Here is a 24,975-nt window from a genome sequence, read left to right on the forward strand (position 1 = left end):
CCTTTTATTGGAGGAGTCACATGTCAGAGAAAACGCTTGCCCTGATCGAAGAGAACGACATCAAGTGGGCCGATCTGCGCTTTACCGATACCAAGGGCAAGGAGCAGCACGTCACCATTCCCGCCCGCATGGTCGATGACGAGTTCTTTGAAACCGGACAGATGTTCGATGGCTCCTCCATCGCTGGCTGGAAGGGCATCAACGAGTCCGACATGATCCTGATGCCTCAGGACGGTTCGGGCTATATTGACCCCTTCACCGAAGACCCCACGATCGTCTTGCGCTGCGACATCATCGAGCCGGCCACCATGCAGGGCTACGAACGTGATCCGCGCTCGATCGCCAAGCGTGCCGAGGCCTACCTGAGCAGCACCGGTCTGGGTGACACGGCCTTTTTCGGCCCAGAGCCCGAGTTTTTTATCTTTGATGAAGTGCATTTCAAAAACGACATGCACCACTCCTTTTTCCGTGTTTCGTCGGAAGAGGGTGCCTGGGAGACCGATGGCAAGTTCGAAGGCGGCAACATGGGGCACCGTCCGCGCGTCAAGGGCGGCTATTTCCCGGTCCCGCCGGTCGACTCCTTCCACGACATCCGCAGCGCCATGTGCTCAACGCTCGAAGCCGTGGGCCAGACCGTCGAAGTGCATCACCACGAAGTGGCCAACGCCGGTCAGAACGAAATCGGTGTGAAGTTCAACACGCTGGTGCAGAAGTGTGACGAAGTGCAGACCATGAAGTATGTGATCCACAACGTGGCACATGCCTATGGCAAGACCGCCACCTTCATGCCCAAGCCGATGGCCGGCGATAACGGCAGCGGCATGCACGTTCACCAGTCCTTCTGGAAGGACGGCGAAAACATGTTCGCCGGCGACGAGTACGCCGGTCTCTCCGAAACCGCGCTGTATTACATTGGTGGCGTGATCAAGCATGCGCGTGCGCTGAACGCCTTCACCAACCCGTCGACCAACTCCTACAAGCGTCTGGTCCCGGGTTTTGAAGCACCGGTCATGCTGGCCTACAGCGCCCGCAACCGCTCGGCCTCGATCCGTATTCCCTACACCGCAAGCCCCAAGGGCAAGCGTGTCGAGACGCGTTTCCCCGACCCGATGGCCAACCCGTACCTGGCCTTCTCCGCGCTTTTGATGGCCGGGATCGACGGTATCCGCAACAAGATCCATCCGGGCGAGGCGCTGGACAAGAACCTGTACGACCTGCCGGCCGAAGAAGCCCTCAACGTGCCCACGGTCGCCTCCAGCCTTGAAGAAGCCCTGCAGGCGCTCAAGGATGATCACGCCTTCCTGACCGAAGGTGGCGTGTTCACCGAAGAGATGATCGAAGCCTACATCGAGCTCAAGATGGAAGATGTGACCGCCGTTCGCATGGTGCCAAGCCCCATGGAATACGATCTGTACTACAGCCTCTAGGGTCCAGACCCCAAAGGTTTGAAGTGCGGCGCCCGCGTTCGGGCCTGCAACGGAAAAGCCCCGTTTTAACGGGGCTTTTTATCGTCTGGTGATTGTGGCATTCCGGCAATAATGCGCGCTCCCTTTCCTTTTTGTGGAACCTCCGCCGTGCCGGGTCGTCCTTGTCACATGATGCTGTGGATCGTCGTGTTCTGGCTGCTGCTGGCATCTGCCACGTCGCAGGCCCGGGCAGAGGTCTATCGCCATACGGACGCCCGGGGCAATGTTGTCTGGAGCGACCGCCCCGGTGGCACTCGGGCCGAGATACGCGCCCCGCGTGTGCTGTCGCCTTCCAGAGCCTCTGACAAAAGCATGGCGACGCCCGTCGCCTCCACCCGCTTTACGCCCTATCAGCGTGTTTTCTTCAAACCCCGATCGGCACCCGTGACCCTGGAGCAGGCCCGCCGTGGCATTCCCCTGCGCCTCGAGACCGTCCCGCGCCTTCGCAGCGGCGACCAGGTGCAGCTGATCATCGACGGCAAGCGTCATCAGTCTGCGCTTTTCAGTCATGTCCTGATGGCCATGGGGCTGGCAGCCGGCCGTCATGAACTGGTGGCCGAGATCCTCGACAGCACGGGGACCGTTCGACAGCAATCAAGGGTCATGACACTTGAAGTGCTGCCTACCTCGGAGGCTGGGGCGTTAACACCGTAAACTTCCAGCACGCTGGTCTTTTTGCACCACAAAGGTGCATCATGGTTTGCGATGGGTCATCGCTGGGCCACTTTCGTGCTCACGCAACAACAGCCCTTCCTCTTGTGGTGCGACACTCGTCATATATGGCGCGCTTTTTGCACTATCAAAGGGAAACCATGTTGACGAGGGCTTCATGCATCAACGCCTGCTGGAACATCTCACCACGGCCGTGGTGCTGCTGGATGCGCAGTTAAGCGTTCGCTGGCTCAATCCGGCCGCGGAAGCCCTGATGGGGCTGAGCCTTTCACGGGTACAGGGGACATCTCTGGAGTGCCTGGAAGGGGAGGAGGGCCGCATCGCTGCCATGCTGGCAGATGCTCTGCGCCGTCAGCACCCTTACACCCAGCGCGAAACGCAGCTGACCATGGCGAGCGGTGAGCGAATCACGGTGGATTACACCGCCACGCCCCTGTCGAAAACCGAACTCTTGCTGGAGTTCGAGCCGCGCGATCGTCTCATGCGCATCTCGCGCGAGGAGTCGCTGATTGCGCGCCAGGAAATGGTCAAGGTACTCACCCGGGGACTGGCCCATGAGGTCAAGAACCCGCTGGGCGGCATTCGCGGGGCGGCACAGCTGCTCGAGCGCGATCTGCCCGATGAGAGCCTGACCGAATTTACCCGCATCATCATTGAAGAAGCCGATCGCCTGCGCGATCTGGTGGATCGAATGCTGGGTCCCAATCGGCCGGTCGAACAAACACCCATCAACGTGCATGAGGTGGTCGAGCGGGTGCGTGCTCTGCTGCAGGCCGAAACCGACGCCATCACGCTGGTACGGGATTATGATCCCAGCCTGCCCTTGATCATGGGGGATTCCGGCCAGCTGATCCAGGCCGTGCTGAACGTGACCCGCAACGCCGTTCAGGCGCTCAATGAAAACGCCACCGAGCAACCAACGGTCATCCTGCGCACCCGGGCGCGGCGTCAGTTTACCCTGGGCGCCGAGCGTCACCGGCTGGTGTGCGAGGTTTGTGTGATCGATAACGGCCCGGGCGTTCCCGAGACGCTGTCCGAGTCGCTGTTTTATCCGATGATTTCCGGGCGGGCCGAAGGCAGCGGGCTGGGGCTTTCCATCGCCCAGTCGATTCTGCATCAGCATCAGGGCCTGATTGAATGTGAAAGCCGCCCCGGTCATACCGAATTTCGTCTTCTGATTCCGCTGGAAGGATTCAGCGAACCCGAACAAGACCGACAAGAGAAGGGAGGCACCCATGAGTGATACGGCCCGCGTCTATATCGTGGATGATGATCGCGCCATCCGCTGGGTACTCGAGCGCACGCTCGCTCAGCCGGATATCGAAGTCTCGAGCTTTGAGCGGGCCGATCAGGCCGAGGAGGCCATCAATCGACAGGCGCCCGACGTGCTGCTCACCGACATCCGCATGCCCGGTGTTGACGGGCTGGATCTGATGGCGCGCGTACGCGAGCGTCACGCCGACATGCCGGTGATCATCATGACGGCGCATTCGGATCTCGACAGCGCCGTGGCCTCCTATCAGGGCGGCGCCTTTGAATACCTGCCCAAGCCCTTCGATGTCGACGATGCGCTGTCGCTGGTGCGTCGCGCCGTGGCCCATGCCCGCGAGCGCCAGTCGCCGGCCCGCGTGCCCGAAGGTATTCAGGCCGAGATCATTGGCGAAGCGCCGGCCATGCAGGAGGTGTTTCGCGCCATTGGCCGGCTGTCTCATTCCCACATTACCGTGATGATCAATGGCGAGTCGGGCACCGGCAAGGAGCGGGTCGCCCGCGCCCTGCATCAGCACAGCCCGCGGGGTCATCAGCCCTTTATCGCGCTGAACATGGCCGCCATTCCGCGTGACCTGATGGAGTCGGAACTTTTCGGTCACGAAAAGGGTGCCTTTACCGGCGCCACGGCTCAGCGTCGCGGCCGATTCGAGCAGGCCGATGGCGGCACGCTCTTTCTCGATGAGATCGGCGACATGCCGGCCGAGACCCAGACGCGGTTGTTGCGCGTGCTGGCCGATGGCGAGTTTTATCGGGTCGGCGGTCATGTCCCGGTGCGGGTGGATGTGCGCATTATCGCCGCCACGCACCAGCATCTGGAAAAACTGGTCGAGGACGGTCGCTTTCGTGAGGATCTCTTTCACCGCCTCAACGTGATTCGTGTGCACCTGCCAAGGCTCTCCGAGCGGCGCGAGGATATTCCAAGGCTTGCCCGCCATTTTCTGGCCGAGGCGGCCCGTGAACTTTCCGCCGAGCCCAAGGTGCTCACCGAGGCCGCCGAGCAGCATCTCTCGCATCTGCCCTGGCCGGGCAACGTCCGCCAGCTGGAAAACACCTGCCGCTGGCTGACCGTCATGGCGTCCAGCCGTGAGGTGCTCGTTGATGATCTGCCGCCGGAGCTTCGCGATCTCGAAAGCCCCGGCGAGGGGAGCGGCGACTGGCGCAGCGCCTTTCGTGAATGGGCCGATCGGGCGCTGGCCGCCGGCCATACCCATCTGCTGGAAGAAGCCGTGCCGGATTTCGAGCGCATCCTGATCGAAACCGCGCTCAAGCACACCGGTGGCCGCAAGGGCGAGGCCGCCGAGCTGCTGGGCTGGGGACGCAATACCCTGACCCGCAAGCTCAAGGTGCTGTTGCCGGCCCTGGCCGACAGCGCCGACTAGATCGAGCGCTTCTCGTCGCCATTCAGGGTGCGCCGTGTTGGTGCGTTATGGGACAAACGTATAAAGTAGGTCGCCATCAAGGATGGGCCTTCGGGCCCATCGCCGGTTTCTGATGTCCAGGAGTTGTCATGGCTACCCCTTCCCAGCACGATCTGCGCTACCAGTTTCGCGACCTGCTTGCCCGCGAGGACTGCTACTTCACCGCTTCCACGTTTGATCCCATGTCGGCCCGAATTGCGGCGGATCTCGGCTTTGAAGTCGGCATTCTGGGCGGGTCGGTCGCCTCGCTGCAGGTGCTGGCGGCCCCCGATTTTGCCCTGATTACGCTGAGCGAATTCGTCGAGCAGGCCACCCGTATCGGTCGCGTGGCGCGTCTGCCGATCATTGCCGATGCCGACCACGGCTATGGCAACGCGCTCAACGTGATGCGCACCATTACCGAACTCGAGCGGGCCGGCGTCGCGGCGCTGACCATTGAGGATACGCTGCTGCCGGCCAAATACGGGCGCAAGTCCACCGACCTGGTGCCGCTGGAAGAGGGCGTGGGCAAGATCCGCGCGGCCCTTGAGGCGCGCATTGACCCCGCCATGTCGATATTTGCCCGCACCAACGCCGGCGTGCTCAGCGCCGAGGACGCCACCACCCGCGCCATGGCCTACGAACGTGCCGGCGCCGACGGCATCTGCATGGTCGGTATTCGTGATTTCGACCATCTGGAAAGCATCGCCAAACACCTGAGCATCCCCCTGATGCTGGTGACCTACGACAACCCCGAGCTGCGTGACCGCGAGCGTCTCGCGCGTGCCGGCGTGCGCGTGGTGGTCAATGGCCATGGCGCCTATTTTGCAGCCATCAAGGCCACCTATGACTGCCTGCGCGAGCAGCGCCAGATTGCCGATGGCAACCTGAACGCCTCTGAGCTCTCCACGCGCTACTCAACGCTTGAAGAGAACCGCGAGTGGGCGCGTCGCTATATGGACGTCAATGAATAAGCGGACGTCAACGAACAAGTGCCGGCCAGCGCCGGGTATTCATCAGTGAACGGCCGGCGCCTGTTGCGCGGGTCCCGGGGGGCGAGGCGACATGAGTCAAATGCAGTGGGAGCAGTTGCTGGCCCCCGTGCGTCTGGATGACAAGACCACCGAGCGCGAGCGTGAAATTGGCCGCAGTCCTTTCCACAAGGACTTTGATCGCATCGTCTTTTCAGGCTCCTTTCGCCGGCTGGGGCGCAAGACGCAGGTGCATCCGCTGACCGAAAACGATCATATCCACACCCGGTTGACCCACTCGCTGGAGGTCGGCTGCGTGGGGCGCAGTCTGGGCATGATCGTGGGTGAGCGCCTGAGCGATCGTCTGCCGGGCTGGATCACGCCGGCCGACATGGGCGTGATCGTGCAGGCAGCGTGTCTGAGCCACGACATCGGCAACCCGCCCTTTGGCCATGCCGGCGAGTACGCCATCCGCGACTGGTTCAAGCGCGCCGAAGCCGACGGTACCGGCTTTCTCGAGGCCTTGACCCCGACCGAGCGGGCCGACCTGCTGACCTATGAAGGCAACGCCCAGGGCTTTCGGGTGGTCACCCAGATCGAGTACAACCAGTTCAATGGTGGCATGCGCCTGACCGCGCCAACGCTCGGGGCGATGCTCAAGTACCCCTGGACGGTGGAGCGGGCGGGGCTTGCGGGCAAGTTTGGGGCCTATCAGTCGGAGAGCCGGCAGCTCGAACGCGTGGCCGGCCTGCTGGGGCTCAAGCGCTTGAGCGATCACGCCTGGTGTCGTCACCCCTTTGCCTGGCTGGTCGAGGCGGCCGATGATATCTGCTATGCCCTGCTCGATCTCGAGGACGGCCTCGAGATGGGCATTCTGCGCTTCGAGGAAGTCGCCGGCGTGCTGACCCATATCGCCGGCGGCGAGCCCGAGGACTACACCCGCATGTCATTCGAGAACGTCTCCCAGCGTCGGCGGATAGCGGCGCTGCGCGGGGCGGCCATGGAGCGGGCGGTCAATGAAGTGGCGGCCACCTTTGTCACGCATGAGCAGGCGCTACTCGACGGCAGTCTCGAAGATGACCTGCTGGATCTGTGCCATCCGGATCTGGGCTGGGGCGTGAGTGAGGCCAAAAAAATTGCCCGCGACCGCATCTTTCGCAATGCGCGCAAGGCCAAGCTCGAGATTGGCGCCTACACGACGCTGGGGATTTTGCTGGAAGCCTTCATTGGTGCCGCGCATGAGCTGCACTTCACCGGTCAGTCCAGCTTCAAGCATCAGCGCGTGCTGGCCCTGATCGGGGAAAACACGCCACAGACCCAGTGGCCGTTGTATGACAGCTATCGCCGCATGCTCGATTTCATCGGCGGCATGACAGACAACTTTGCCGTCGATCTCGCCCAGGAAATGGGTGGGCGACTGCGGGGAGAGTAACGTCAGGAGCGCTGGCGCCGGATGGGTCAGGACCAAAAAGGCGCGGGGTGCGGCATGGCCGCCTCCCGCGCCTTTCGTTTAACCCCCGCGTTTCTTTAGAACCACACCTCCATCTGGGTACCGAACGTCCACTCGCTGCCGGTAAAGCCGTCGCTGCCCAGTGCGTCATCATTCGAGAAGTTGTTGAGATCCTCGTCCCAGTCGCTCCAGGTGGCGAACAGGCGAATCTCCGGACGGTTCCAGAAATCGCCGACCTGCGGCTTGAAGGTGGGCGCGATGGTCAGGCGTGTATAGCCACCGTTGACGCTCTCAAAGACCTGGGGATTGCCGTCGCTATCCTCATAGCCATATCCCGCCGGATCAAGATCCATCCACTGGTAGCTCGCCTCGTACTGCATCTCGAAGTTCTCGTTCAGCTCGTTGGCCAGCCGCGCGCTCAGGGTGACCCAGTCATAGCGGTCGCCGTCGGCGTAGCGGTCGCGACTGGTCTGGGCCAGCAGCGCCGGTGCGATGCGCCATTTTGGTGCGAGATAGGTGGTGCCGTAGACTGCCAGTCGGGCCGTATTGGCGTCTTCGTTCAGATTGCCGTCCGAGCCCAGCGCCTTGACCTCACCGCCCAGCCCGTGACCATACATCAGAGCTGCCTTGAAGGTGCCTTCGCCCATGCCAAAGAAGCTGTCGCCATGGTAGGCCGCCATGATGTGAACGCCGTTTTCGGCGACGTTGTCACCCGGGATGCCGTTGCGTGGATCGTTGTCGCGCTCGTCGTTGTCGTTGGCCGACATGCCGCTGATCATCCACTGCCAGGGGCCGAAGCGGTTGTTGGAGGTCAGGATCAGGTTGTCGGTGTCGTCCTGCAGGCCCGGCTGCTCATCGGTGACCACGGCATAGTCACTGAAGCTGCGGCCATAGAGCGAGAAACTGGTGTCCCAGCCATCGGTCACGCTGATGTCGTAAATCCCCGCCCCGGTACCGGCCAGAAAGATGACATCGCTGTCGAGCCAGTGGATATCAAAGTTGTCGCGGTCAAAGCGCTTGCCTGCCCAGACCGAGGCATTTTCAAACGCGCCGGTAAAGCTGGGCAGGTCGCTGAACTCGACAAAGGCCTGACGTACGTTGAGATCCGACTCATCGGCGGTCCAGTCGTTGCTGGTGGTAGTGCCGTCGGCCAGCATGATGCGATACAGCGAGTGCGCGCCGTTTTCAAAGCGCTGGTTGTAGTCAAAGACCGTTTCAATGTAAGTGTCCGGCTCGTTGCCCAGTCGGCCCACGGCACCGCCCGAGCGGCCGCCCGGGGTGAGGTAGGGGCCGCCGGGTGCGCTTTTGCGATCGCTGCCAATCAGAAGCCCCGAGCGGGCATAGACACTCATGGACAGCCCTTCGCCTTCGCCCTCTTCTTCGCGCACTTGGGAGGGGATGCTGCCGGCCGAAAGTTCTTCCTCTCCAGCGCCCTGCGATGTGTTGCCCCCCTGCACCAGCTGCTGCGAGTCCTGCTGCTTTTCCAGCGCCGCTTCGGCCCGGGCGGCGCGCTGTTCTGCCTGGCTGGCCCGACGCTCGGAGGCAGCTATGCGCGCTTCCAGTTCGGCGAGTCGTTCTTCAATGGAGCTGTCAGCGGCAAGCGCGCTGGTCGGCAGTGCCAGCGCCAGCGCAACAGCAACGGCCAATGGGTGACGCGGGAAGCGGTAAGGCGAAGGCATGATGGTGTCCCTTGTTCATGATTATTGTTCTGATCCTGTTACTCGATAGCTCGCCAGTCTTGTGATGCAAGCGGTAGGCACAGGATCGTAAAAGGAACTTACAGAGCTATGGTTAAGGTTTCACTCATACATTTGCCTCTGTGACAAAAGGTTATCAATCCATTGTCCAATGTCGCTATCGTGTGGCGAAAAGTACCTTTCATGATTGTCTTAAACGATTAAGCCGAGCATCTGGCGTTTTGCTTCCTGGAGGCGTTGTCATGACATCCGGATTGATTTGTGCAGGCTGTCTGCTGGTGGCCGTCAGTGCTGTTTCACAGGCTTCGGCGGCCGATCTCACCATCTCGTGTGGCGCTGTGGGCGCCGAGCTGCAGCTCTGTCAGGCCGGTGTCGAGCGCTGGGAGGCCAAAAGCGGCCACAGCGTTGAGGTGGTCTCCACGCCCAATTCGGCGACCGAGCGACTGTCGCTTTATCAGCAGATTCTCGGCTCGCGCTCCGGTGACATCGATGTGTTTCAGATCGATGTAGTGTGGCCCGGCATGCTGGCGCCGCACCTGATCGATCTAAGGGAACATCTGCCGGAGGGGGCCACCGACGGATTTTTCGAGGCCATCGTCGACAACAACACCGTTGATGGCCGGCTGGTGGCGATGCCCTGGTTTACCGACGCTGGCGTGCTCTACTACCGCAGGGATCTGCTCGACAAATATGATCTTGAGGTGCCCGGTACCTGGGCGGCACTGACAGAGGCCGCGCACACCGTGCAGGCCGGTGAGCGCAAGGCCGGGCACGATGACTTCTGGGGCTATGTGTTTCAGGGGCGTGCCTACGAAGGGCTGACCGTCAACGCGCTGGAGTGGATGGCCAGCTATCCTGACGGTGGCACCATCGTGGACGACGACGGCGAGATCACCGTCAATAACCCGCAGGCGGTGAAGGCGTTGTCGCAGGCCGCCGGGTGGATCGAAGATATCTCGCCGCGGGGCGTGCTCAACTACACCGAAGAGGAGGCGCGCGGCGTCTTCCAGTCGGGCAATGCGCTGTTCATGCGCAACTGGCCCTACGCCTGGGATCTGGTGCAGTCCGAGCAGAGCAGCATTCGTGATCGGGTCGATGTCGCACCGCTGCCTGCCGGTGGCAGGGAGGGTCGGAGTGCCGGCGTGCTGGGCGGCTGGAATCTGGCGGTATCACGCTACAGCGATCATCCCGACATGGCCGCTGATCTGGTCGCCTTTCTCACCTCGTTTGATGAGCAGAAGCGTCGCGCCATCGAGGGCGCCTATAACCCGACGCTGCCGGCCCTCTATCAGGATGACGAAGTATTGGCTGCGGTGCCCTTTTTCGGCACGCTCTATGAGACCTTCACCCTGGCAGTGCCGCGCCCGGCGGCCGTCACCGGCGACAACTACCCCCGCGTCTCCAACGCCTTTTTCAACACCGTTCATGAAGTGCTTTCCGGCAATGTCGCCGCCGATCAGGGGCTTGGGCGTCTTGAGGGTGAGCTTGAGCGCATCAAGCGCCGTCGCTGGTAAGGCGCTTCAGGGAGCACATCATGGCCGCACGAGAGTCGCATGACGCCCTGCCTGACAATGCTCGTCATTCAAGAAGTGACGGAAGATTAAAACGATCGGCCAAGGCTTGGCATCGTGAGCGCGGCACCCGGGTACGTCGCCAGCGGGTGCGTGCCGCCTGGCTGTTTCTGACGCCCATGCTGATCGTACTGGCAGCCGTCGCCGGCTGGCCGCTGATACGCACCTTCTGGTTCAGCCTGACCGATGCCAGCCTGTCCAGTCTCGACGGGGCGCAGTTCATCGGGGTCGAAAACTACCTGGTTTTCGATGACGGCTGGTACGGCATTCTGGCCGATCCACTGTGGTGGCAGTCGGTATGGAATACCCTCTATTTCACCCTGGTGTCGGTATCGCTGGAGGCGGTGCTGGGCGTGATCGTGGCGCTGGTGCTCAATGCCCGCTTTCGCGGCCGCACCCTGGTGCGCGCGGCGATGCTGATCCCCTGGGCAATTCCCACCGTGGTGTCGGCCAGGATCTGGGCGTGGATGCTCAATGACCAGTTCGGCATCATCAACCACATGCTGCTAGGGCTTGGGCTGATTGATGCGCCGCTGTCATGGACGGCGGATGCCAGTCTCTCCATGTGGGCGGTCATCATGGTCGATGTCTGGAAGGCGACGCCCTTCGTGGCGCTGCTGGTGCTGGCGGCACTGCAGATGCTGCCCAGCGATTGTTATGAGGCCGCCAGGGTCGATGGCATCCATCCGGTTCGGGTGTTCTTCCGCGTGACCCTGCCGCTGATCACCCCGGCGCTGCTGGTGGCGGTCATCTTCCGGGCGCTGGATGCGCTGCGCGTGTTCGATGTCATCTACGTACTGACCTCCAACGCCGCCTCGACCATGACCATGTCGATCTACGCTCGCCAGCAACTGGTGGAGTTTCAGGATGTGGGTTACGGCAGTGCGGCCTCGACGCTTCTGTTCATGATCATCGCGCTGGTCACGGTGGTCTATCTCTACCTGGGTCGCCGTCAGCTGGGAGGTGGGCAATGACGCTGCGAATGCTGAAGGCGGTGGTGCTGAAAATCGGCTTCTGGGCGCTGGTGGGGGTGCTGATGCTTTATGCCATTTTCCCCTTTTACTACGCGGTGGTGACCTCACTGAAGCCGTCGAGCGAGTTGTTTGAAGTGAGCTACTGGATCGATGATCTGGACTTTTCCAACTATGTGGCGGTGCCCTCCCAGCCGGCCTTTCTGGCCGCGATTCGCAACTCGGTGATCGTGGCGGTCAGCGTGGTGATCATTGCCCTGCTGCTGGGCCTGACCGCGGCCTGGGCGCTCGGTCGGGTGCGTTTTCGCGGGCGTACCACGGTGATGATGCTGGTGCTGGGGGTGTCGATGTTTCCCCAGGTGGCGGTACTGTCGGGGCTTTTCGAAGTGATCCGTACGCTGGATCTCTACAATTCGCCCGGCGGCCTGATCCTGAGCTACACCATTTTCACCCTGCCGTTCACGGTGTGGATTCTGACCACCTTCATGCGCCAGCTGCCCGACGAGCTTGAGGAGGCCGCCATCGTCGATGGCGCCTCGCCCTGGGTGACGCTCACGAAGGTCTTCATGCCGCTGTTGTGGCCGGCGATGGCCACGACCGGGCTTCTGGCCTTCATTGCGGCGTGGAACGAGTTTTTGTTCGCCCTGACCTTCACGCTGACCGACACCCAGCGGACGGTGCCGGTCGCGATCGCCCTGATCTCCGGTGGCAGCCAGTACGAGCTGCCCTGGGGTCCCATCATGGCGGCCTCGGTGATTGTCACCGTGCCGCTGGTGGTGCTGGTGGTGATCTTCCAGCGCCGCATCGTCTCCGGTCTGACGGCCGGGGCCGTCAAGGGCTGATATCGAAACGCCTGCCACGCTGCAGCGTGGCAGGCTCTGCAGGAGGTAGACATGGCTTCCGTGACGCTTGAAAGGGTCAACAAGCGCTTTGGTTCGACCCGAGTGATCGAGGACGTCTCGCTCGATATCAGCGACGGTGAATTCGTGGTCTTTGTCGGCCCCTCGGGCTGTGGCAAGTCGACCCTTCTGCGCCTGATTGCGGGGCTTGAGTCGATCACTCATGGCGATCTGATGATTGATGGCACGCGGGTCAATCACCTGACCCCGCCGGAGCGTGGCATCGGCATGGTGTTTCAGTCCTACGCGCTTTATCCGCACATGAGCGTGTATGACAACATCGCCTTTGGCCTGAAGCTTGCAAAATCGGACCGGCAGACGGTGGATGAGCGAGTGCGCCAGACGGCGAAGATCCTGCAGCTCGATGGTTTGCTGGACCGGCTGCCAAAGGCGCTCTCCGGTGGTCAGCGCCAGCGCGTGGCGATCGGACGGGCGATGGCGCGCGAGCCCAGAATTCTGCTGTTTGACGAGCCGCTCTCCAACCTTGATGCCGCCCTGCGCGTACAGACTCGCAATGAAATTGCCCACCTGCACGCACGCCTTGGCGCTACCATGATCTATGTCACCCATGATCAGGTCGAGGCGATGACGCTGGCTGACCGTATCGTGGTGCTCAATGAAGGGCATGTCGAGCAGACCGGCTCGCCGCGTGAGCTCTACGAGCAGCCCATGTCGCGCTTTGTCGCCGGCTTTATTGGCTCGCCGAAGATGAACTTTCTCACCGCCCTGGCGCGCGCCGAGGGCGATGCGGGATGTCGAATCAGTATTCCGGGTATCGGTGAACATGTGCTGCCGCGCCGGTTACTGGCCAGCGAGCGAGAGACGCGCCTGACGCTGGGCGTGCGCCCGGAGCATCTGACGCCGACTGCCGCGGCAGGGGACGCGGGCTTCAACATTCTTAACGTCGAATATCTGGGCAGCGAAGCCTACCTTTATCTGGAAACGCCTGAGGGTGAGGCGCTGGTGTGTCGTACCGAGGCCCCGGCGCCCTTTGTGCGCGGTGATCACGTCACCCTGGATTTTGCGCCGCACAGGGCCCACCTTTTTGATCATGATGGCCGGGCGCTGCCGCCGGTGCATGACGCTGGGACCGAGCCGGCTACCGCGCCGACAACGTTTTCCTGACATTCTCACCCACATGACGGAAGGCAACATGACTCAGCAGCATTCCCGGCCACAGTGGTGGCATGACGCCGTGATTTACCAGATCTATCCGCGCAGCTTCATGGATGCCAGCGGCGATGGTATCGGTGACCTGAGCGGCGTCATACAGCGGCTCGACTACCTGGCGAATCTGGGCGTCGATGCGCTCTGGCTGTCGCCCTTTTACCGCTCACCCCAGGCGGATGCCGGTTACGACGTGGCCGACTATCGCGACGTCGATCCACTATTCGGCACGCTCGAGGATTTCGATTCGATGCTGTCGGGAGCCCACGAGCGGGCCATGAGAATCATCGTCGACATCGTGCCCAACCACACTTCCAGCGAACACGTCTGGTTTCAGCAGGCGCTGGCATCAAATTCCGGCAGCCGGGCGCGGGCGCGCTACATTTTTCGCGAGGGTCGCGGTGACAATGGCGAGCAGCCGCCCAACAACTGGCAAAGTGTCTTTGGCGGCCCGGCCTGGACGCAGGTGCCGGGTGAGCGCGAATGGTATCTACACCTGTTTGATACGCGTCAGCCCGATCTTGACTGGCGCAATCCTGAAGTGCTCGAAGAGTTCGACAACGTGCTGCGGTTCTGGCTCGAGCGCGGGGTGGATGGCTTTCGCATCGATGTCGCTCACGGCATGATCAAGGCACCGGAACTGCCGGACTGGGAAGGCAGTCAGGAAATGATCGAGGGCGGCAACCGCGGCCCCATGTGGGATCAGGAAGAGGTGCACGAGATTTATCGTCGCTGGAATCGGGTGCTGAGCGAATTCGGCCGTGACCGGATGATGGTGGCCGAAGCCTGGGTACATCCACCGGCGCGAACTGCGCGTTACGTGCGGTCTGACGAGATGCAGCAGGCGTTCAACTTTGACTATCTGCTGGCTCCCTGGGATGCCGAAAAACTCAGGGAAGTCATCGATATCTCGCTTGAAAGCTACGGTGCGGTCGGGGCCCCTACCACCTGGGTGATGTCCAACCATGACGGCGTGCGTCACGCCTCGCGGCTGGGGCTATCGCACCCGGGGGCGCGACCCAACGGTATCGATGCCGACGGCGAACAGCCTGACGAGGCGCTGGGGCTGCGTCGGGCACGGGCCCTGATCATGCTGACACTGGCCCTTCCAGGCTCGGCCTATCTCTACCAGGGCGAGGAGCTGGGGCTGCCGGATCACACCACCATGCCGGCGCGCTATCGTCAGGATCCGACCTTCCATCGCACCCACGGCGAACAGATCGGCCGTGACGGCTGCCGGGTACCGCTGCCCTGGCGCGCCAGCGCCCCGGCCTTCGGCTTCAACACTACCGGCGAGTGCTGGCTGCCGCAGCCGGAGAGCTATGCCCGCTACGCCGCGGATCGCCAGCTGGAGGATGAAAACTCGACGCTGGAACTCTATCGCCGGCTGCTGGCCATGCGCCACGAGCACGGGCTGGGCCACGGTGAGCTGATCTGGCAGGCGCATTCGCGCAGTGACGTGCTGAGCCTGACCAATGGTGGCGTGACCCTGGTGCTTAACCTGGGGGAGACACCGGTGGCGTTGCCCGAGGGGCAGGTCGCCCTGCAGAGCGTGACGGATGCCATCAGTCATGGTCAGCTGGTGGGTAATGCCGCTGTCTGGCTGACGACGTCTTGATAAATCCGTCAGGGCCGGCCATGCATCACTGCCGAGATGTTCTGGCCCGGGGCCGGGCATGAGCCGGCGGCGTCCCATGACGCTCAAGGCGGTCGCGGCGCACCTGGGCGTGTCGACAGCCACAGTCTCCAATGCCTTCAATCGGCCCGATCAACTCTCATCAAGCCGGCGTGAGGAGATCCTGACAGCGGCCCGGGCGCTGGGCTATGACGGCCCGAGCAGCCAGGGGCGGTCGCTGCGTACCGGGCGTACCCGGGTCATTGGCGTGATGCTCTCGGATGGTCTTGGCTACAGTCTCGGCGATAGTGTGGCCGGGGGCTTTCTGGCCGGCATCGCCGAGGTGCTGGATGGCCTTGGCTATCACATGCTGCTGTTGACGGATGCCGGGCGTACCGACCGGCAGAGTGTCTCGCTCAACGGTGTGGCCGACGGCTATCTGATCTATGGTTCGATCCCTGAAGAGGGCATCCTGGCGCTGCTGCGACATCAGCATCAGCCACTGGTGACCGTGGACATGCGCCTGCCGGGGCTGGCCTCCATTCAGATCGATCATCGCGACGCAGCGCTGAGTATTGCGCGTCATGCGCTGGTCGGGGGCGCGCAGCGCCCGGCCATCGTGGCACTGCGCATGACGCTGGATGCCCCGGGCGGCAGACTCGAGCGGCGCTCGCGCTGGTCCCAGCCCAATTCGGTGGCCATCGAGCGACTGGCCGGGTTTGATCAGGCGCTAATGGAAGCCGGCCATGACCCTGACCAGGTACCGCTGTGGAACGTGAATGGCAATACCTTTGAAGCCGCCGCGCCGGTGATCGAGGCACTGCTGGACGACGTCCTCCCCGATCTTTTGCTGTGCATGTCGGATCGGCTGGCGCTGACGGCACTGAGCCTGGCCGAACTGCGCGGTATCGAGGTGCCCGGTCAACTGCGGCTGACCGGTTTTGACGGTATCGCCGAAGGCCAGCGCCGTCGGCCCATGTTGACAACCGTGCATCAGGACAGCCATGCGAAGGGCGTTATGGCGGCCCGGATGGTGACCGGTGAAAGCCATGAACGCGATGTGGTTCAGCCTGTCTGGCTGATCCACGGTGACACCTGCCCCTTGATCTCCTGACGCCCGCCCGGCATTACCCTTTTGGGCCTTCATGCGCCCGCTGCCTCTCTATCCTGCCGCCTCGTGACAGTGTCGGCTCAGGGTCTTTCTGGATAACCCTGTCTTTTCAAAAATTCTCTTTCTGATAAGTTTTTTTTTGAACGGTGGTTAAACTAAGATAACGTCACCCTGAGTTACCGCTAAAAAAAACAGCATTGAACGCTGTCGAGACTCTCTTCCAATCTTCAATAATCAATCAGGAAGACACATGAGTGAAGCAACAAAGGATCAAACCCCTTCGGGGGACAGGCTCAATCCGACCGTTTTCTACGGCTCGTTCATCGGCATCGTGGCCTTTTCGCTATGGGCGATGATCGCGACCGAACAGGCCAGCGGCGTCATCAACACCATTCTGGGCTGGATCTCCAACACCTTCGGTTGGTACTACTTTTTGACCGTTGTGATCTATCTCGCCTTCGTGGTGTTCGTGGGCGTATCCCGCTTTGGCAAGATCCGGCTGGGGCCGGAGCATGCCCGGCCGGATTTCAATATCTTTTCCTGGTCGGCGATGCTGTTTTCCGCAGGCATCGGTATCGGCGTCATCTTCTTTGCGCTGGCCGAGCCGCTGACCCAGTTCTATAACGCGCCCGGGGCACCCGAGGATCAGATTGAAGCGGCGCGTTACGCCATGCAGCTGACCTTCATGCACTGGGGCCTTTCCGGCTGGGGGATCTATACGCTGGTGGGCATGTCGCTGGCGTTTTTCAGCTATCGCCATAATCTGCCGCTGACCATCTCGAGTGCGCTTTATCCCATCTTTGGTAAAAGGATCTACGGACCCATTGGCCATGCGGTGGATATCGCCGCGGTCATGGGGACCGTCTTCGGGATCGCCGCAAGTCTTGGCATCGGGGTGATTCAGCTCAACTACGGGCTGAACTTCATGTTCGGTATCGCCGAGAGCGCCTGGACCCAGACGGCTCTGGTGCTGATGATCGTGCTGTTTGCCACCATTTCGGCGGTGACCGGTGTGGAGAAGGGCATCCGCAGGCTGTCGGAGTTCAATATCCTGCTGGCCGTGGCGCTGTTGCTGTTTGTGCTTTTCGCCGGCAAGACCATCTTCCTGCTTAACGCGCTGGTAATGAACATCGGCGATTACCTCTCCTCTTTCGTGAGGATGTCGTTTGATACCTACGCCTTTGATCGCCCGACGGAGTGGCTCAATGGCTGGACGCTGTTCTTCTGGGCCTGGTGGATCGCATGGGGCCCGTTTGTCGGCCTCTTCCTGGCACGTATTTCTCGTGGCCGAACCATCCGTACCTTCGTGGCCGGCACCCTGACACTGCCGATCGCCTTCATGATGATCTGGATGTCGCTGCTGGGGAACAGTGCCATCGATATGGCAATGAATGGTGCCGCCGATTTCGGTCAGCAGGTCATGAACAACCCGCCGTCAGGTATCTATCTTTTCCTGCAGGAATATCCCTTCCCGGTGGTCACCACAATTGCCGTGAGCATCCTGGCGATCGTGTTCTTTGTCACTTCGGGGGATTCCGGCGCGCTGGTACTTTCGAACTTCACCTCGATTCTCAAGGATGTCAGCAGTGATGCGCCGATCTGGATGCGCATTTTGTGGTCGGCGGTGATCGGTATCCTGACCCTTTCGCTGCTGCTGGCCGGGGGGCTGACGACGCTGCAAAGCGCTGTGGTCATTACGGGGCTGCCGTTCTCGATCGTGCTCTTTTTCATGATGGCGGGGCTCTACAAGGCGCTCAAGGTCGAGGCCTTCAAGGAGGAGAGCTATCGGCTGAGCCTGGCCGGCTCACTCTCCGGACGCATGGGCAGCAGCCGCGGTGCTCGCGGCAACTGGGAGCACCGTCTCGATCGGGCGATGAACTTCCCGGACCGCAGCGAGGCGCAGCGCTTTCTTGAAGAGCGTGTTCGCCCGGCCATGACGGCCATCAAGGAAAGGCTCGACCACCAGGATGTGGTGGGGGTTTATGTTTGCGGCGGCGAGCAAAACGAGCATGACTATCTCTCGCTCAACGTCGACTTCGGTGACGAGCAGAACTTTACCTACCAGGTCTGGACGCGTGCCTTCGCAACGCCGGCCTTTGCCATGCGCACCAAAAAGGCCTCGCGCAATTACTATCGCCTTGAAGTGCATCTTCTGGAAGGCAGCCAGGGCTATGATCTGATGGGCTATAGCGAGCAGCAGGTGATCGACGACATTCTCGATCAGTACGAGCGTCACCTGCAGTTTCTGCACCTCAATCGCATGGAACCCGGCAGCATCAACATGCCGGATAGCCCGGAGCAGCCGCCGGTCTGAGCACATCCTGTCTTCGAAGCTCAGGGCTCGACCATTATGGTCGGGCCCTTTTTCATGGTAGGTGGCAGGTGGGGCGATCGATATGTCAGGGCACTGCCGGTTCTGGTGCGTCGCTGTTTTGGTCAAGGGCTCATCTGAAGGATCAGGCCCGGGCCGCTGGCCGTGCCAGGGCGATAGCCAGCGCTGCGGCCAGGATCAGTGCAATAAAGGCGTAGTGCAGCGTGATGGCCTCGGCCAGAAACCCCAGCATCGGCGGGCCGCCCAGCATGCTCAGGTAGCCCAGCATGGCCACCGAGGCAATCGCCCCCGAAGGGGACATGGCACGATTGCGCCCGGCCAGGCTCAACAGGCACGGGAACAGGGTCGACATGCCGATACCGGCGAGTGCAAATCCCGCCAGGGCCGCCATGGGGTCGGCCGCCACAATGGCCAGACCCAGACCGGCCAGGGCCAGTGCACTGCCGATCTCCAGCGCCCGTACTGCGCCCACCCGGTCCAGCCAGCGATCTCCCAGCAGGCGGCCGACGGCCATGGTGCCGGTAAACACGGCAAGCCCGAGGGCGGCATGGCCGCGTGAGGCGCCAAGTTCGGTGAGAAAAAGCGCCGACCAGTCCGCCATCGACCCTTCGATAAAGACCACGGCGGCTGCAATGATGCCCAGCAGCCAGACCCGCCCCTTTGGACGCACGAACAGGGCCCCGACCGGGCGCTCGGCACGCGGCGGCGGAGCCAGGAGATGACGATGGCTGATCAGAATACCCATCATCAACAGCCCCGCGACCAGCAGCAGGTGCCAGCGTGGCGTCAGCCCCAGCGTGGCCAGCGCTCCGCCAATCAGGGAGCCGGCCATGCCGCCCAGACTGAACAGGCCATGGAAGGAAGACATGATGGAGCGTCTGTAGCGCCGCTCGAGTGTGGCCGCCTGATCGTTCATGGCGATATTGAGAAGCCCCATGCCGGCGCCAAAGACCACCAGCGCCAGACCCAGCGTCAGCATTGAGACAGCGGCGCCGATCAGGACCAGCGACACCACGATGGCACAGGCGGCCACGCGCGTAATGCGCCGGCTGCCAAAGCGGGTGTTGAGATAGTTCGACAGAAGCGTCAAACACAGCGACCCGACCACAGGGCACAGCAGCACCGTCCCGAGCTGGGACTGTGATAGATCCAGCAGGGTGCGAATGTCGGGAATGCGTACCGCCCAGTTGGAAAAGGACAGTCCCGAAAGGGCAAAAAACCAGGCAATGGCGGCGCGGCTGGCGGGCGCATTGGCCTTGATGCTCTCGCTGGCGGGGTCATTCATGGAGCACTCCTTGTCAAACAGGGCACGCCCACGGCCTCCGGCAGGGAGAGCGTGCCGTCTTGTCTTTCGTGATCGGGATCATGGTTCCGGCGTCATGACGCGCGCTGAGTACCGGCGCCGTTCTATCGGCCTGTCGGGGACAGCGCATGGTGGGTTTGATGATCATCGGTCAGGCGAATCAGCGCCTTGAGCACATCGTCATACAGCGGCTGTGGCAGCACCGGTTGTTCGCTGCGCTGCATGAAATGCACCAGCTCATTGTCGCCGACCACCCGGATATCCTCGTTGTCCCGGACCCGCTCGATGCGCCAGCCCGGCATGACCAGCATGGCCTGAACGGGCACGTCCCGTTTGCAGTCTCGGCTCAGACGTTCACGCAGCCAGCGCCGGGCGCGCTGCGCTTCGCGTACCGGGCGAGTCTCTTCCCGGTCGGGAAAGAGGAGTCGCTCGCCATCGAGTCTGAGCGTTCGGGTGCTGTCCAGAGCGGCTTCAGGGCCTGCCTGGCGAGTACGAACCAGCAGCGAAAAGATACCGTGTTCGGTCACTACCACATGGTCGATGGTGAAGCCTTCGGCCGGCACATCGTGAAAGATGTAAATGCCCTGATGCTGCGTGCGTAAAAGGCCCTGCAGGTCGTGCGCCACATTCATGGCACCGGCCAGACGCAAACGCAGATTAGAAATCCGGTAGGAAAGTGCCATCATGAAAGCGCCCACAATCAGTGCCGCAATCGTGGTGATCAGGCCGTAAATGCTCCATTCGATCCAGTCCTGATAAGACGAGAACAGCATTCGCCCCATGCCATAGATCAACGGTGTGATCGCTATCACCGGCCCCAGGGCGCCGGCGAGAAAAAGTTTGACGCGTGCCTCGGCCAGGCGTTCACGAAAGCGGTTGCCGGACTGTCTGAGCCGATGGCCGGAAGGAGAGAAGCCGGGCTTATCCTGAAACAGATGGCGCAGCCCGAGCACCACCACGGCGGTGGCGAACAGGGGGGTCAGAAAAATCAGGGGAAGCAGATATTCCAGCCAGCGCATGACGTCATCCCGGTAGGTTGAGGTTTAGTCTAGCGTTCTGTCGGGTTGGCATCCATGCCCGGCAGAATTTTGTTGACCGAATTTTCGTTCGGCCGACAGGTTGCAAGGAGAGGGCATGAGTAGTGTTGTCACAGGTAGCCCGATGGGTGCCGATGAACAGGCACTGATCGATCTGGTTCGGCGCCATCCCCGCCTGTGCGTTCTGACAGGCGCCGGGGTCAGCACCGACAGCGGGATTCCCGATTATCGAAATGAAAGGGGCGAGTGGAAACGGCCACCGCCCATGACCCATCAGGTCTACATGAAAAGCCACCTCGGGCGTCAGCGCTACTGGGCACGCAGTCTGGTCGGCTTTCGCCTGCTCGCACACGCGTCGCCCGGTCGTGCGCACCGGACACTGGCAGAGCTTGAGGCACAGGGCTTTATCGAGGGCATCATCACGCAAAATGTCGATCGCCTGCATCAGAAGGCGGGCAGTCGGCGCGTGGTGGATCTGCACGGCCGCGCCGACCTGGTCCGCTGCATGCAGTGCAATCTGCTGGTGCGCCGCCATGTGCTCCATGACCATCTGGCCACGCTCAACCCGGACTGGGTGGGCATGGAAGCCGAGATCGCCCCGGACGGTGATGCCTATCTGGAGGATGTGGACTTCTCGAGCTTCAGGCTGCCGGACTGTCCGCGCTGCGGTCACGGTATCCTCAAGCCCGAGGTGGTGTTTTTCGGTGACAACGTGCCGCGCTGGCGGCTGGCGCGTGCCATGTCGATGCTCGATGGCAGTCAGGCGCTGCTGGTGGTGGGGTCATCGCTGATGGTGTTTTCAGGCTTTCGCTTCGCCCGACATGCCGCGTCGAAGGGTATGCCGCTGGTATGTATCAACCGTGGGCATACCCGCGCCGACGATCTTTTTACCTTCAAGATTGACGGCGCCATCGATCAGACCCTGACAGCACTGCTGGCAGGGCTTGAGGGATCGAACGCAAGCGTTATCGGCTGATCGGCGAGAGCGGAACACGCACCTGCTGCGAGGGCGCGCCATTGGTCAGCACCGGCAGCGGCTCCAGCGTCAGATAGCGCGTGTTGTCGCCTTCGTGCAGCGCGGCACTCAGGGCGTAGCGGCGATCACTGTCGATGTAATGACGGTCATACTGCAGCATGAAAGGCACCGGCCAGCGCCCGTGCGTCTTTTGATCCACCTGGGCGATGGTGGTACGCCCTTGGGTGAGGTCCAGCAGGCGAATTTCCAGCCGGGCATCATTGGCAATCGGTGCCTGCTCGTCGCTGACAGCCTCGCCCGAAAGCGTGGCGAAATCGGGGCCGCCTGAAAACAGCGAACAGCCGCTCAGAAGGGCTGTCAGCACCAGCGGTGCGGCGGATACCACGGGGCGGTAACCACGGATGGGCATGTTCAGCCTCCTGCCAGCTTGACGGTATGGCCGCGCTTTTCCAGCTCGGCGCGCAGCGTATCGCGATGATCGCCCTGAATCTCGATGATGCCATCCTTGAGCGTGCCGCCGCTGCCACAGCGTTTTTTCAGCACCTGCAACAGCGCCTTGAGTTCTTCGGTGCCCAGGGCGATGCCGTGCAGGGTCGTCACGCCCTTGCCCTTGCGGCCGGCTGTCTCACGCTTGATGCGTACCACGCCATCCAGGGCCGCCAGACGCGCGGCCTCCTGCGCCTTCTGGTCCTCGCTTTCATCGTGCTTGCGCATATCCCCGGTGTCGGTGGAATACACCTTGCGGCTCAACTGATCGCGCAGTGATGACATTGCTTGACTCCCGCTCGCCTCATGAAGGCTCAACAATAGCGCAACGCCTGTGTCCTTCGAAACGACAGGAGAAGGCGCCGGGTGAGAAATGCAGACCCAAACTTCCGCTTTTCTCTGAATTGATCGCCGATGCGCTGAGTAAACTCGTGGTTATTAAATGACGTCGACCTCATCGGCGCACCGCAACCTTGATCATTCCAGAGAGGCTACATCATGCGTCGTATCGCTACTGCCGTCATCACCGGCTCCCTGCTGCTGACTACCAGCGCCGCCGCCATGGCGGAAGACCACTGGTCAGTGGCCGGCAGCGCCGGTACGACCGGTCTGGGTGCCAACGTGAGCTGGCGCTTTCATGATCACTTTGCACTGACGGCCGGCTATAGCGGTTACAACTACGATGATCTGGACCACACCAACGGCGATGTCACCTACAAGGGTGAAGTCGACATGGATATCTACAGCCTCAAGCTGGATGTCTATCCGTGGGTCAACAGCGGCTTTTTCATCTCGGCAGGTGCCGTCAAGCCGGATATCCAGCTCAGGGCAGTCGGTCGCTATACCGGTGACGAAACGTTTGACGATTTAGGCGGCATCTCCATCAGCGCCGATGATGCTCGACTGGATGGTCACGGCAGGCTTTCCAATGGGGTCGAGCCCTATCTGGGCATTGGCTGGCGCAATAGTTCCAAACAGGGGCTGGGCTTCTATGCTGAAGCCGGTGCCTTCTGGATTGATCCCAGCGTATCTCTGACGCCGCGGGGCGATGCACTCAATATTCCGGGAGTGCGTCCCATTGCAGAGCAGGAAGCGCGCGATCAGGAAGATGATCTGCGTGATGATCTCAACAAATACAACGTCTATCCGGTCGCCGTCATTGGTGTCGAATACACGTTTTGATTCCGATTTCTCGTGAGGCCTGCCCCGCTTTGGCGGGGCTTTTTTGTAGCCAGGATTCGGCATTGCCCTGCTGCCTGCCCCGGCCGGACATTGGTGCCAGCCGAACCGGCTGAGAAAAGCCTGATGTCACATGAATATGGCCGCTTTACCTGACAGCATCGAAGGCTTGCGCCAAACTTGATGGGACCGTTTTCATTCACGAACACATCAGGAGTTCACATGGCACAGGGAAAGGTGCGCTACGCCGTGGTTGGCGGTGGAGAAATCTCGCAGGGCGCGTTCATGCCGGGTATTACTGCCAGCGATAATTCGGAGATGACGGCGCTGGTCACCGGCGACCTGAAAAAGGCCGAGGTGCTGGGCAAGCGCTACAACCTCAAGGTCCATGGCTACGACGAATACGAGACGCTTCTAAAGTCCGGCGAAATCGACGCCGTCTATGTTGCTACCCCCAATTTTCGTCATCGTCAGGACACCGTGCCGGCGTTGGAAGCGGGTATCCACGTGCTGCTGGAAAAGCCGATGGCGACCAGCATCGAGGACTGCCAGGCGATGATCGAGGCCGCCGAGCGCGGCAATGCGAAACTGATGATCGCCTACCGGCTGCACCACGAGCCGGGTACGCTGGAAATGATTCAGCACATGCGCGAGGGCACCATCGGCGCGCCTCGCACGTTCTCCTCCCAGCTGACCCAGGATCTCAATCCGAAAAACCACCGCGCCCTGCACGGCTACTGGGCCGGACCCGTGCCCGACATGGGCACCTACCCGATCAACGCGGTGCGCCATCTGTTTGGTGCCGAGCCGATCGAGGTCAGCGCCATGAGCGATAACACGCCGGGGCGCGACTACACCTGCGATGACAGCGTGACCGTCAGCCTGCGTTTCCCCGAAGGGCGGCTGGCCCAGTTCTTCGTCAGCTATGCCACCAGTGGGCACAATTACTTTTCGTTGGTCGGCGAGCGCGGCGCGCTGTTGGCACGGCCCAGCTATATGTTCGGCCCCGGTGTGTCGATCGACTATGACCTGAGCGTTAACGGCGAGACCACGGCGCACTCGCCCGGCGCGGTCGAGCAGTTTGGCGGGCAGACCGACTACTTCTCGCACTGCATTCTCAATGACATCGCGCCCGAGGCCGACGGCATGGAAGGGCTGCGCGATGTGCGCATTCTGGACGCCATCGAGCGCGCGCTGACCACCGGCCAGCCGCAGTCGCTCGAACCGCTTGAGTATCGCAGCCGGATTCGCCCGGACCAGGTGCGTCGCCTGACGCCGGCCGAGCCGCCGGAAGTGGTCAGCGTCGAGACCATCAGCGGTAGCTGAGTGATCTGCCACACTGCGTAATGGCAAAAGGGCCGCCTGACAGGGCGGTCCTTTTTCATGCCGGTCTTTTTATGCCA

The 24,975-nt window shown here is 61.8% G+C and carries 21 protein-coding genes; 16 read left to right on the plus strand and 5 right to left on the minus strand.

Annotation, left to right across the window (positions count from 1 at the left end; genetic code table 11):
- Nucleotides 1-20: 20 nt before the first annotated feature.
- The 6 genes from glnA (at nt 21) to Q0931_RS05310 (ending at nt 7,210) form a co-directional block, all read left to right on the plus strand.
- Nucleotides 21-1,427 (plus strand): glutamate--ammonia ligase, encoded by a 1,407-nt coding sequence (glnA, locus tag Q0931_RS05285; protein WP_299257978.1) that lies wholly within the window; start codon nt 21-23, stop codon nt 1,425-1,427.
- A 147-nt stretch (nt 1,428-1,574) separates the two neighbouring features.
- Nucleotides 1,575-2,120 (plus strand): DUF4124 domain-containing protein, encoded by a 546-nt coding sequence (locus tag Q0931_RS05290; protein WP_299257980.1) that lies wholly within the window; start codon nt 1,575-1,577, stop codon nt 2,118-2,120.
- Between the two features lie 175 nt (nt 2,121-2,295).
- Nucleotides 2,296-3,381: a nitrogen regulation protein NR(II) gene (gene glnL / locus Q0931_RS05295; RefSeq protein ID WP_299257982.1), complete on the plus strand. Its 1,086-nt coding sequence runs from the start codon at nt 2,296-2,298 to the stop codon at nt 3,379-3,381.
- On the plus strand, nt 3,374-4,789 hold the full coding sequence (ntrC, locus tag Q0931_RS05300) for a nitrogen regulation protein NR(I) (protein ID WP_299257984.1): 1,416 nt from the start codon (nt 3,374-3,376) through the stop codon (nt 4,787-4,789). Before glnL ends, ntrC begins: the two co-directional genes overlap by 8 nt.
- A 128-nt stretch (nt 4,790-4,917) precedes the next feature.
- Complete coding sequence (locus tag Q0931_RS05305; RefSeq protein ID WP_299257986.1) at nt 4,918-5,781, plus strand: oxaloacetate decarboxylase; 864 nt, start codon at nt 4,918-4,920, stop codon at nt 5,779-5,781.
- A gap of 91 nt (nt 5,782-5,872) precedes the next feature.
- Nucleotides 5,873-7,210: a deoxyguanosinetriphosphate triphosphohydrolase gene (locus Q0931_RS05310; RefSeq protein ID WP_299257988.1), complete on the plus strand. Its 1,338-nt coding sequence runs from the start codon at nt 5,873-5,875 to the stop codon at nt 7,208-7,210.
- A 95-nt stretch (nt 7,211-7,305) separates the two neighbouring features.
- On the opposite strand, the gene Q0931_RS05315 is transcribed toward Q0931_RS05310, so the two are convergent.
- A complete protein-coding gene (locus tag Q0931_RS05315) occupies nt 7,306-8,907 on the minus strand; it encodes a carbohydrate porin (protein WP_299257990.1) in 1,602 nt (533 codons plus the stop codon).
- Nucleotides 8,908-9,167: 260 nt separating this feature from the next.
- Here Q0931_RS05315 and Q0931_RS05320 point away from each other — a divergent pair, with 260 nt between their 5' ends.
- From Q0931_RS05320 to betT, 7 genes are all read left to right on the plus strand, one after another.
- Entirely contained in the window at nt 9,168-10,439 is a 1,272-nt protein-coding gene (locus tag Q0931_RS05320) for an ABC transporter substrate-binding protein (protein WP_299257992.1), read from the plus strand.
- A 20-nt stretch (nt 10,440-10,459) separates the two neighbouring features.
- Nucleotides 10,460-11,470 (plus strand): carbohydrate ABC transporter permease, encoded by a 1,011-nt coding sequence (locus Q0931_RS05325; protein WP_299257994.1) that lies wholly within the window; start codon nt 10,460-10,462, stop codon nt 11,468-11,470.
- The gene (locus tag Q0931_RS05330) at nt 11,467-12,309 is read left to right on the plus strand and encodes a carbohydrate ABC transporter permease (RefSeq protein ID WP_299257996.1); all 843 of its coding nucleotides are present in this window, start codon (nt 11,467-11,469) and stop codon (nt 12,307-12,309) included. The genes Q0931_RS05325 and Q0931_RS05330 overlap by 4 nt, the downstream gene beginning before the upstream one ends.
- 51 nt (nt 12,310-12,360) lie before the next feature.
- Nucleotides 12,361-13,491, plus strand: coding sequence for a sn-glycerol-3-phosphate ABC transporter ATP-binding protein UgpC (gene ugpC / locus Q0931_RS05335; protein ID WP_299257998.1), 1,131 nt, complete (start codon nt 12,361-12,363; stop codon nt 13,489-13,491).
- 28 nt (nt 13,492-13,519) lie between these two features.
- Entirely contained in the window at nt 13,520-15,151 is a 1,632-nt protein-coding gene (locus tag Q0931_RS05340; RefSeq protein WP_299258000.1) for a glycoside hydrolase family 13 protein, read from the plus strand.
- 58 nt (nt 15,152-15,209) lie between these two features.
- The gene (locus Q0931_RS05345; protein WP_299258002.1) at nt 15,210-16,262 is read left to right on the plus strand and encodes a LacI family DNA-binding transcriptional regulator; all 1,053 of its coding nucleotides are present in this window, start codon (nt 15,210-15,212) and stop codon (nt 16,260-16,262) included.
- A gap of 247 nt (nt 16,263-16,509) precedes the next feature.
- Nucleotides 16,510-18,573, plus strand: coding sequence for a choline BCCT transporter BetT (gene betT, locus Q0931_RS05350; protein WP_299258004.1), 2,064 nt, complete (start codon nt 16,510-16,512; stop codon nt 18,571-18,573).
- A 142-nt stretch (nt 18,574-18,715) separates the two neighbouring features.
- Here the strand turns inward: betT and Q0931_RS05355 are convergent, their stop codons facing one another.
- A complete protein-coding gene (locus Q0931_RS05355; protein WP_299258005.1) occupies nt 18,716-19,876 on the minus strand; it encodes an MFS transporter in 1,161 nt (386 codons plus the stop codon).
- A 122-nt stretch (nt 19,877-19,998) separates the two neighbouring features.
- Nucleotides 19,999-20,913, minus strand: coding sequence for an NERD domain-containing protein (locus tag Q0931_RS05360; RefSeq protein ID WP_299258007.1), 915 nt, complete (start codon nt 20,911-20,913; stop codon nt 19,999-20,001).
- Nucleotides 20,914-21,028: 115 nt separating this feature from the next.
- On the opposite strand from Q0931_RS05360, the gene Q0931_RS05365 reads away from it, so the two are divergent.
- Nucleotides 21,029-21,907 carry an NAD-dependent protein deacetylase gene (locus tag Q0931_RS05365; RefSeq protein WP_299258009.1) on the plus strand — a complete coding sequence of 293 codons (879 nt, stop codon included), beginning with the start codon at nt 21,029-21,031 and terminating at the stop codon, nt 21,905-21,907.
- Here Q0931_RS05365 and Q0931_RS05370 read toward each other — a convergent pair.
- Nucleotides 21,897-22,316, minus strand: a complete 420-nt coding sequence (locus Q0931_RS05370) for a YbaY family lipoprotein (protein WP_299258011.1) — start codon at nt 22,314-22,316, stop codon at nt 21,897-21,899. The two genes, Q0931_RS05365 and Q0931_RS05370, sit on opposite strands and share 11 nt — an antisense overlap.
- 2 nt (nt 22,317-22,318) lie before the next feature.
- Complete coding sequence (locus Q0931_RS05375; RefSeq protein ID WP_299258013.1) at nt 22,319-22,678, minus strand: translation initiation factor; 360 nt, start codon at nt 22,676-22,678, stop codon at nt 22,319-22,321.
- A 213-nt stretch (nt 22,679-22,891) separates the two neighbouring features.
- On the opposite strand from Q0931_RS05375, the gene Q0931_RS05380 reads away from it, so the two are divergent.
- Together Q0931_RS05380 and Q0931_RS05385 are read left to right on the plus strand one after the other, a co-directional pair.
- Complete coding sequence (locus tag Q0931_RS05380) at nt 22,892-23,575, plus strand: hypothetical protein (RefSeq protein ID WP_299258015.1); 684 nt, start codon at nt 22,892-22,894, stop codon at nt 23,573-23,575.
- Nucleotides 23,576-23,794: 219 nt separating this feature from the next.
- On the plus strand, nt 23,795-24,898 hold the full coding sequence (locus Q0931_RS05385; RefSeq protein ID WP_299258017.1) for a Gfo/Idh/MocA family oxidoreductase: 1,104 nt from the start codon (nt 23,795-23,797) through the stop codon (nt 24,896-24,898).
- Nucleotides 24,899-24,975: the final 77 nt, after the last annotated feature.

Source organism: uncultured Kushneria sp. (assembly GCF_947497025.1).
Lineage (GTDB): Bacteria > Pseudomonadota > Gammaproteobacteria > Pseudomonadales > Halomonadaceae > Kushneria.

Bases quoted from the DNA above. Each gene is read 5' to 3' on its own strand.
- glnA (WP_299257978.1), top strand. From the start codon at position 21: ATGTCAGAGAAAACGCTTGCCCTGATCGAAGAGAACGACATCAAGTGG.
- glnL (WP_299257982.1), top strand. From the start codon at position 2,296: ATGCATCAACGCCTGCTGGAACATCTCACCACGGCCGTGGTGCTGCTG.
- ntrC (WP_299257984.1), top strand. From the start codon at position 3,374: ATGAGTGATACGGCCCGCGTCTATATCGTGGATGATGATCGCGCCATC.
- Q0931_RS05305 (WP_299257986.1), top strand. From the start codon at position 4,918: ATGGCTACCCCTTCCCAGCACGATCTGCGCTACCAGTTTCGCGACCTG.
- Q0931_RS05310 (WP_299257988.1), top strand. From the start codon at position 5,873: ATGAGTCAAATGCAGTGGGAGCAGTTGCTGGCCCCCGTGCGTCTGGAT.
- Q0931_RS05315 (WP_299257990.1), bottom strand. From the start codon at position 8,907: ATGCCTTCGCCTTACCGCTTCCCGCGTCACCCATTGGCCGTTGCTGTT.
- Q0931_RS05320 (WP_299257992.1), top strand. From the start codon at position 9,168: ATGACATCCGGATTGATTTGTGCAGGCTGTCTGCTGGTGGCCGTCAGT.
- Q0931_RS05325 (WP_299257994.1), top strand. From the start codon at position 10,460: ATGGCCGCACGAGAGTCGCATGACGCCCTGCCTGACAATGCTCGTCAT.
- Q0931_RS05330 (WP_299257996.1), top strand. From the start codon at position 11,467: ATGACGCTGCGAATGCTGAAGGCGGTGGTGCTGAAAATCGGCTTCTGG.
- ugpC (WP_299257998.1), top strand. From the start codon at position 12,361: ATGGCTTCCGTGACGCTTGAAAGGGTCAACAAGCGCTTTGGTTCGACC.
- Q0931_RS05340 (WP_299258000.1), top strand. From the start codon at position 13,520: ATGACTCAGCAGCATTCCCGGCCACAGTGGTGGCATGACGCCGTGATT.
- Q0931_RS05345 (WP_299258002.1), top strand. From the start codon at position 15,210: ATGAGCCGGCGGCGTCCCATGACGCTCAAGGCGGTCGCGGCGCACCTG.
- betT (WP_299258004.1), top strand. From the start codon at position 16,510: ATGAGTGAAGCAACAAAGGATCAAACCCCTTCGGGGGACAGGCTCAAT.
- Q0931_RS05355 (WP_299258005.1), bottom strand. From the start codon at position 19,876: ATGAATGACCCCGCCAGCGAGAGCATCAAGGCCAATGCGCCCGCCAGC.
- Q0931_RS05360 (WP_299258007.1), bottom strand. From the start codon at position 20,913: ATGCGCTGGCTGGAATATCTGCTTCCCCTGATTTTTCTGACCCCCCTG.
- Q0931_RS05365 (WP_299258009.1), top strand. From the start codon at position 21,029: ATGAGTAGTGTTGTCACAGGTAGCCCGATGGGTGCCGATGAACAGGCA.
- Q0931_RS05370 (WP_299258011.1), bottom strand. From the start codon at position 22,316: ATGCCCATCCGTGGTTACCGCCCCGTGGTATCCGCCGCACCGCTGGTG.
- Q0931_RS05375 (WP_299258013.1), bottom strand. From the start codon at position 22,678: ATGTCATCACTGCGCGATCAGTTGAGCCGCAAGGTGTATTCCACCGAC.
- Q0931_RS05380 (WP_299258015.1), top strand. From the start codon at position 22,892: ATGCGTCGTATCGCTACTGCCGTCATCACCGGCTCCCTGCTGCTGACT.
- Q0931_RS05385 (WP_299258017.1), top strand. From the start codon at position 23,795: ATGGCACAGGGAAAGGTGCGCTACGCCGTGGTTGGCGGTGGAGAAATC.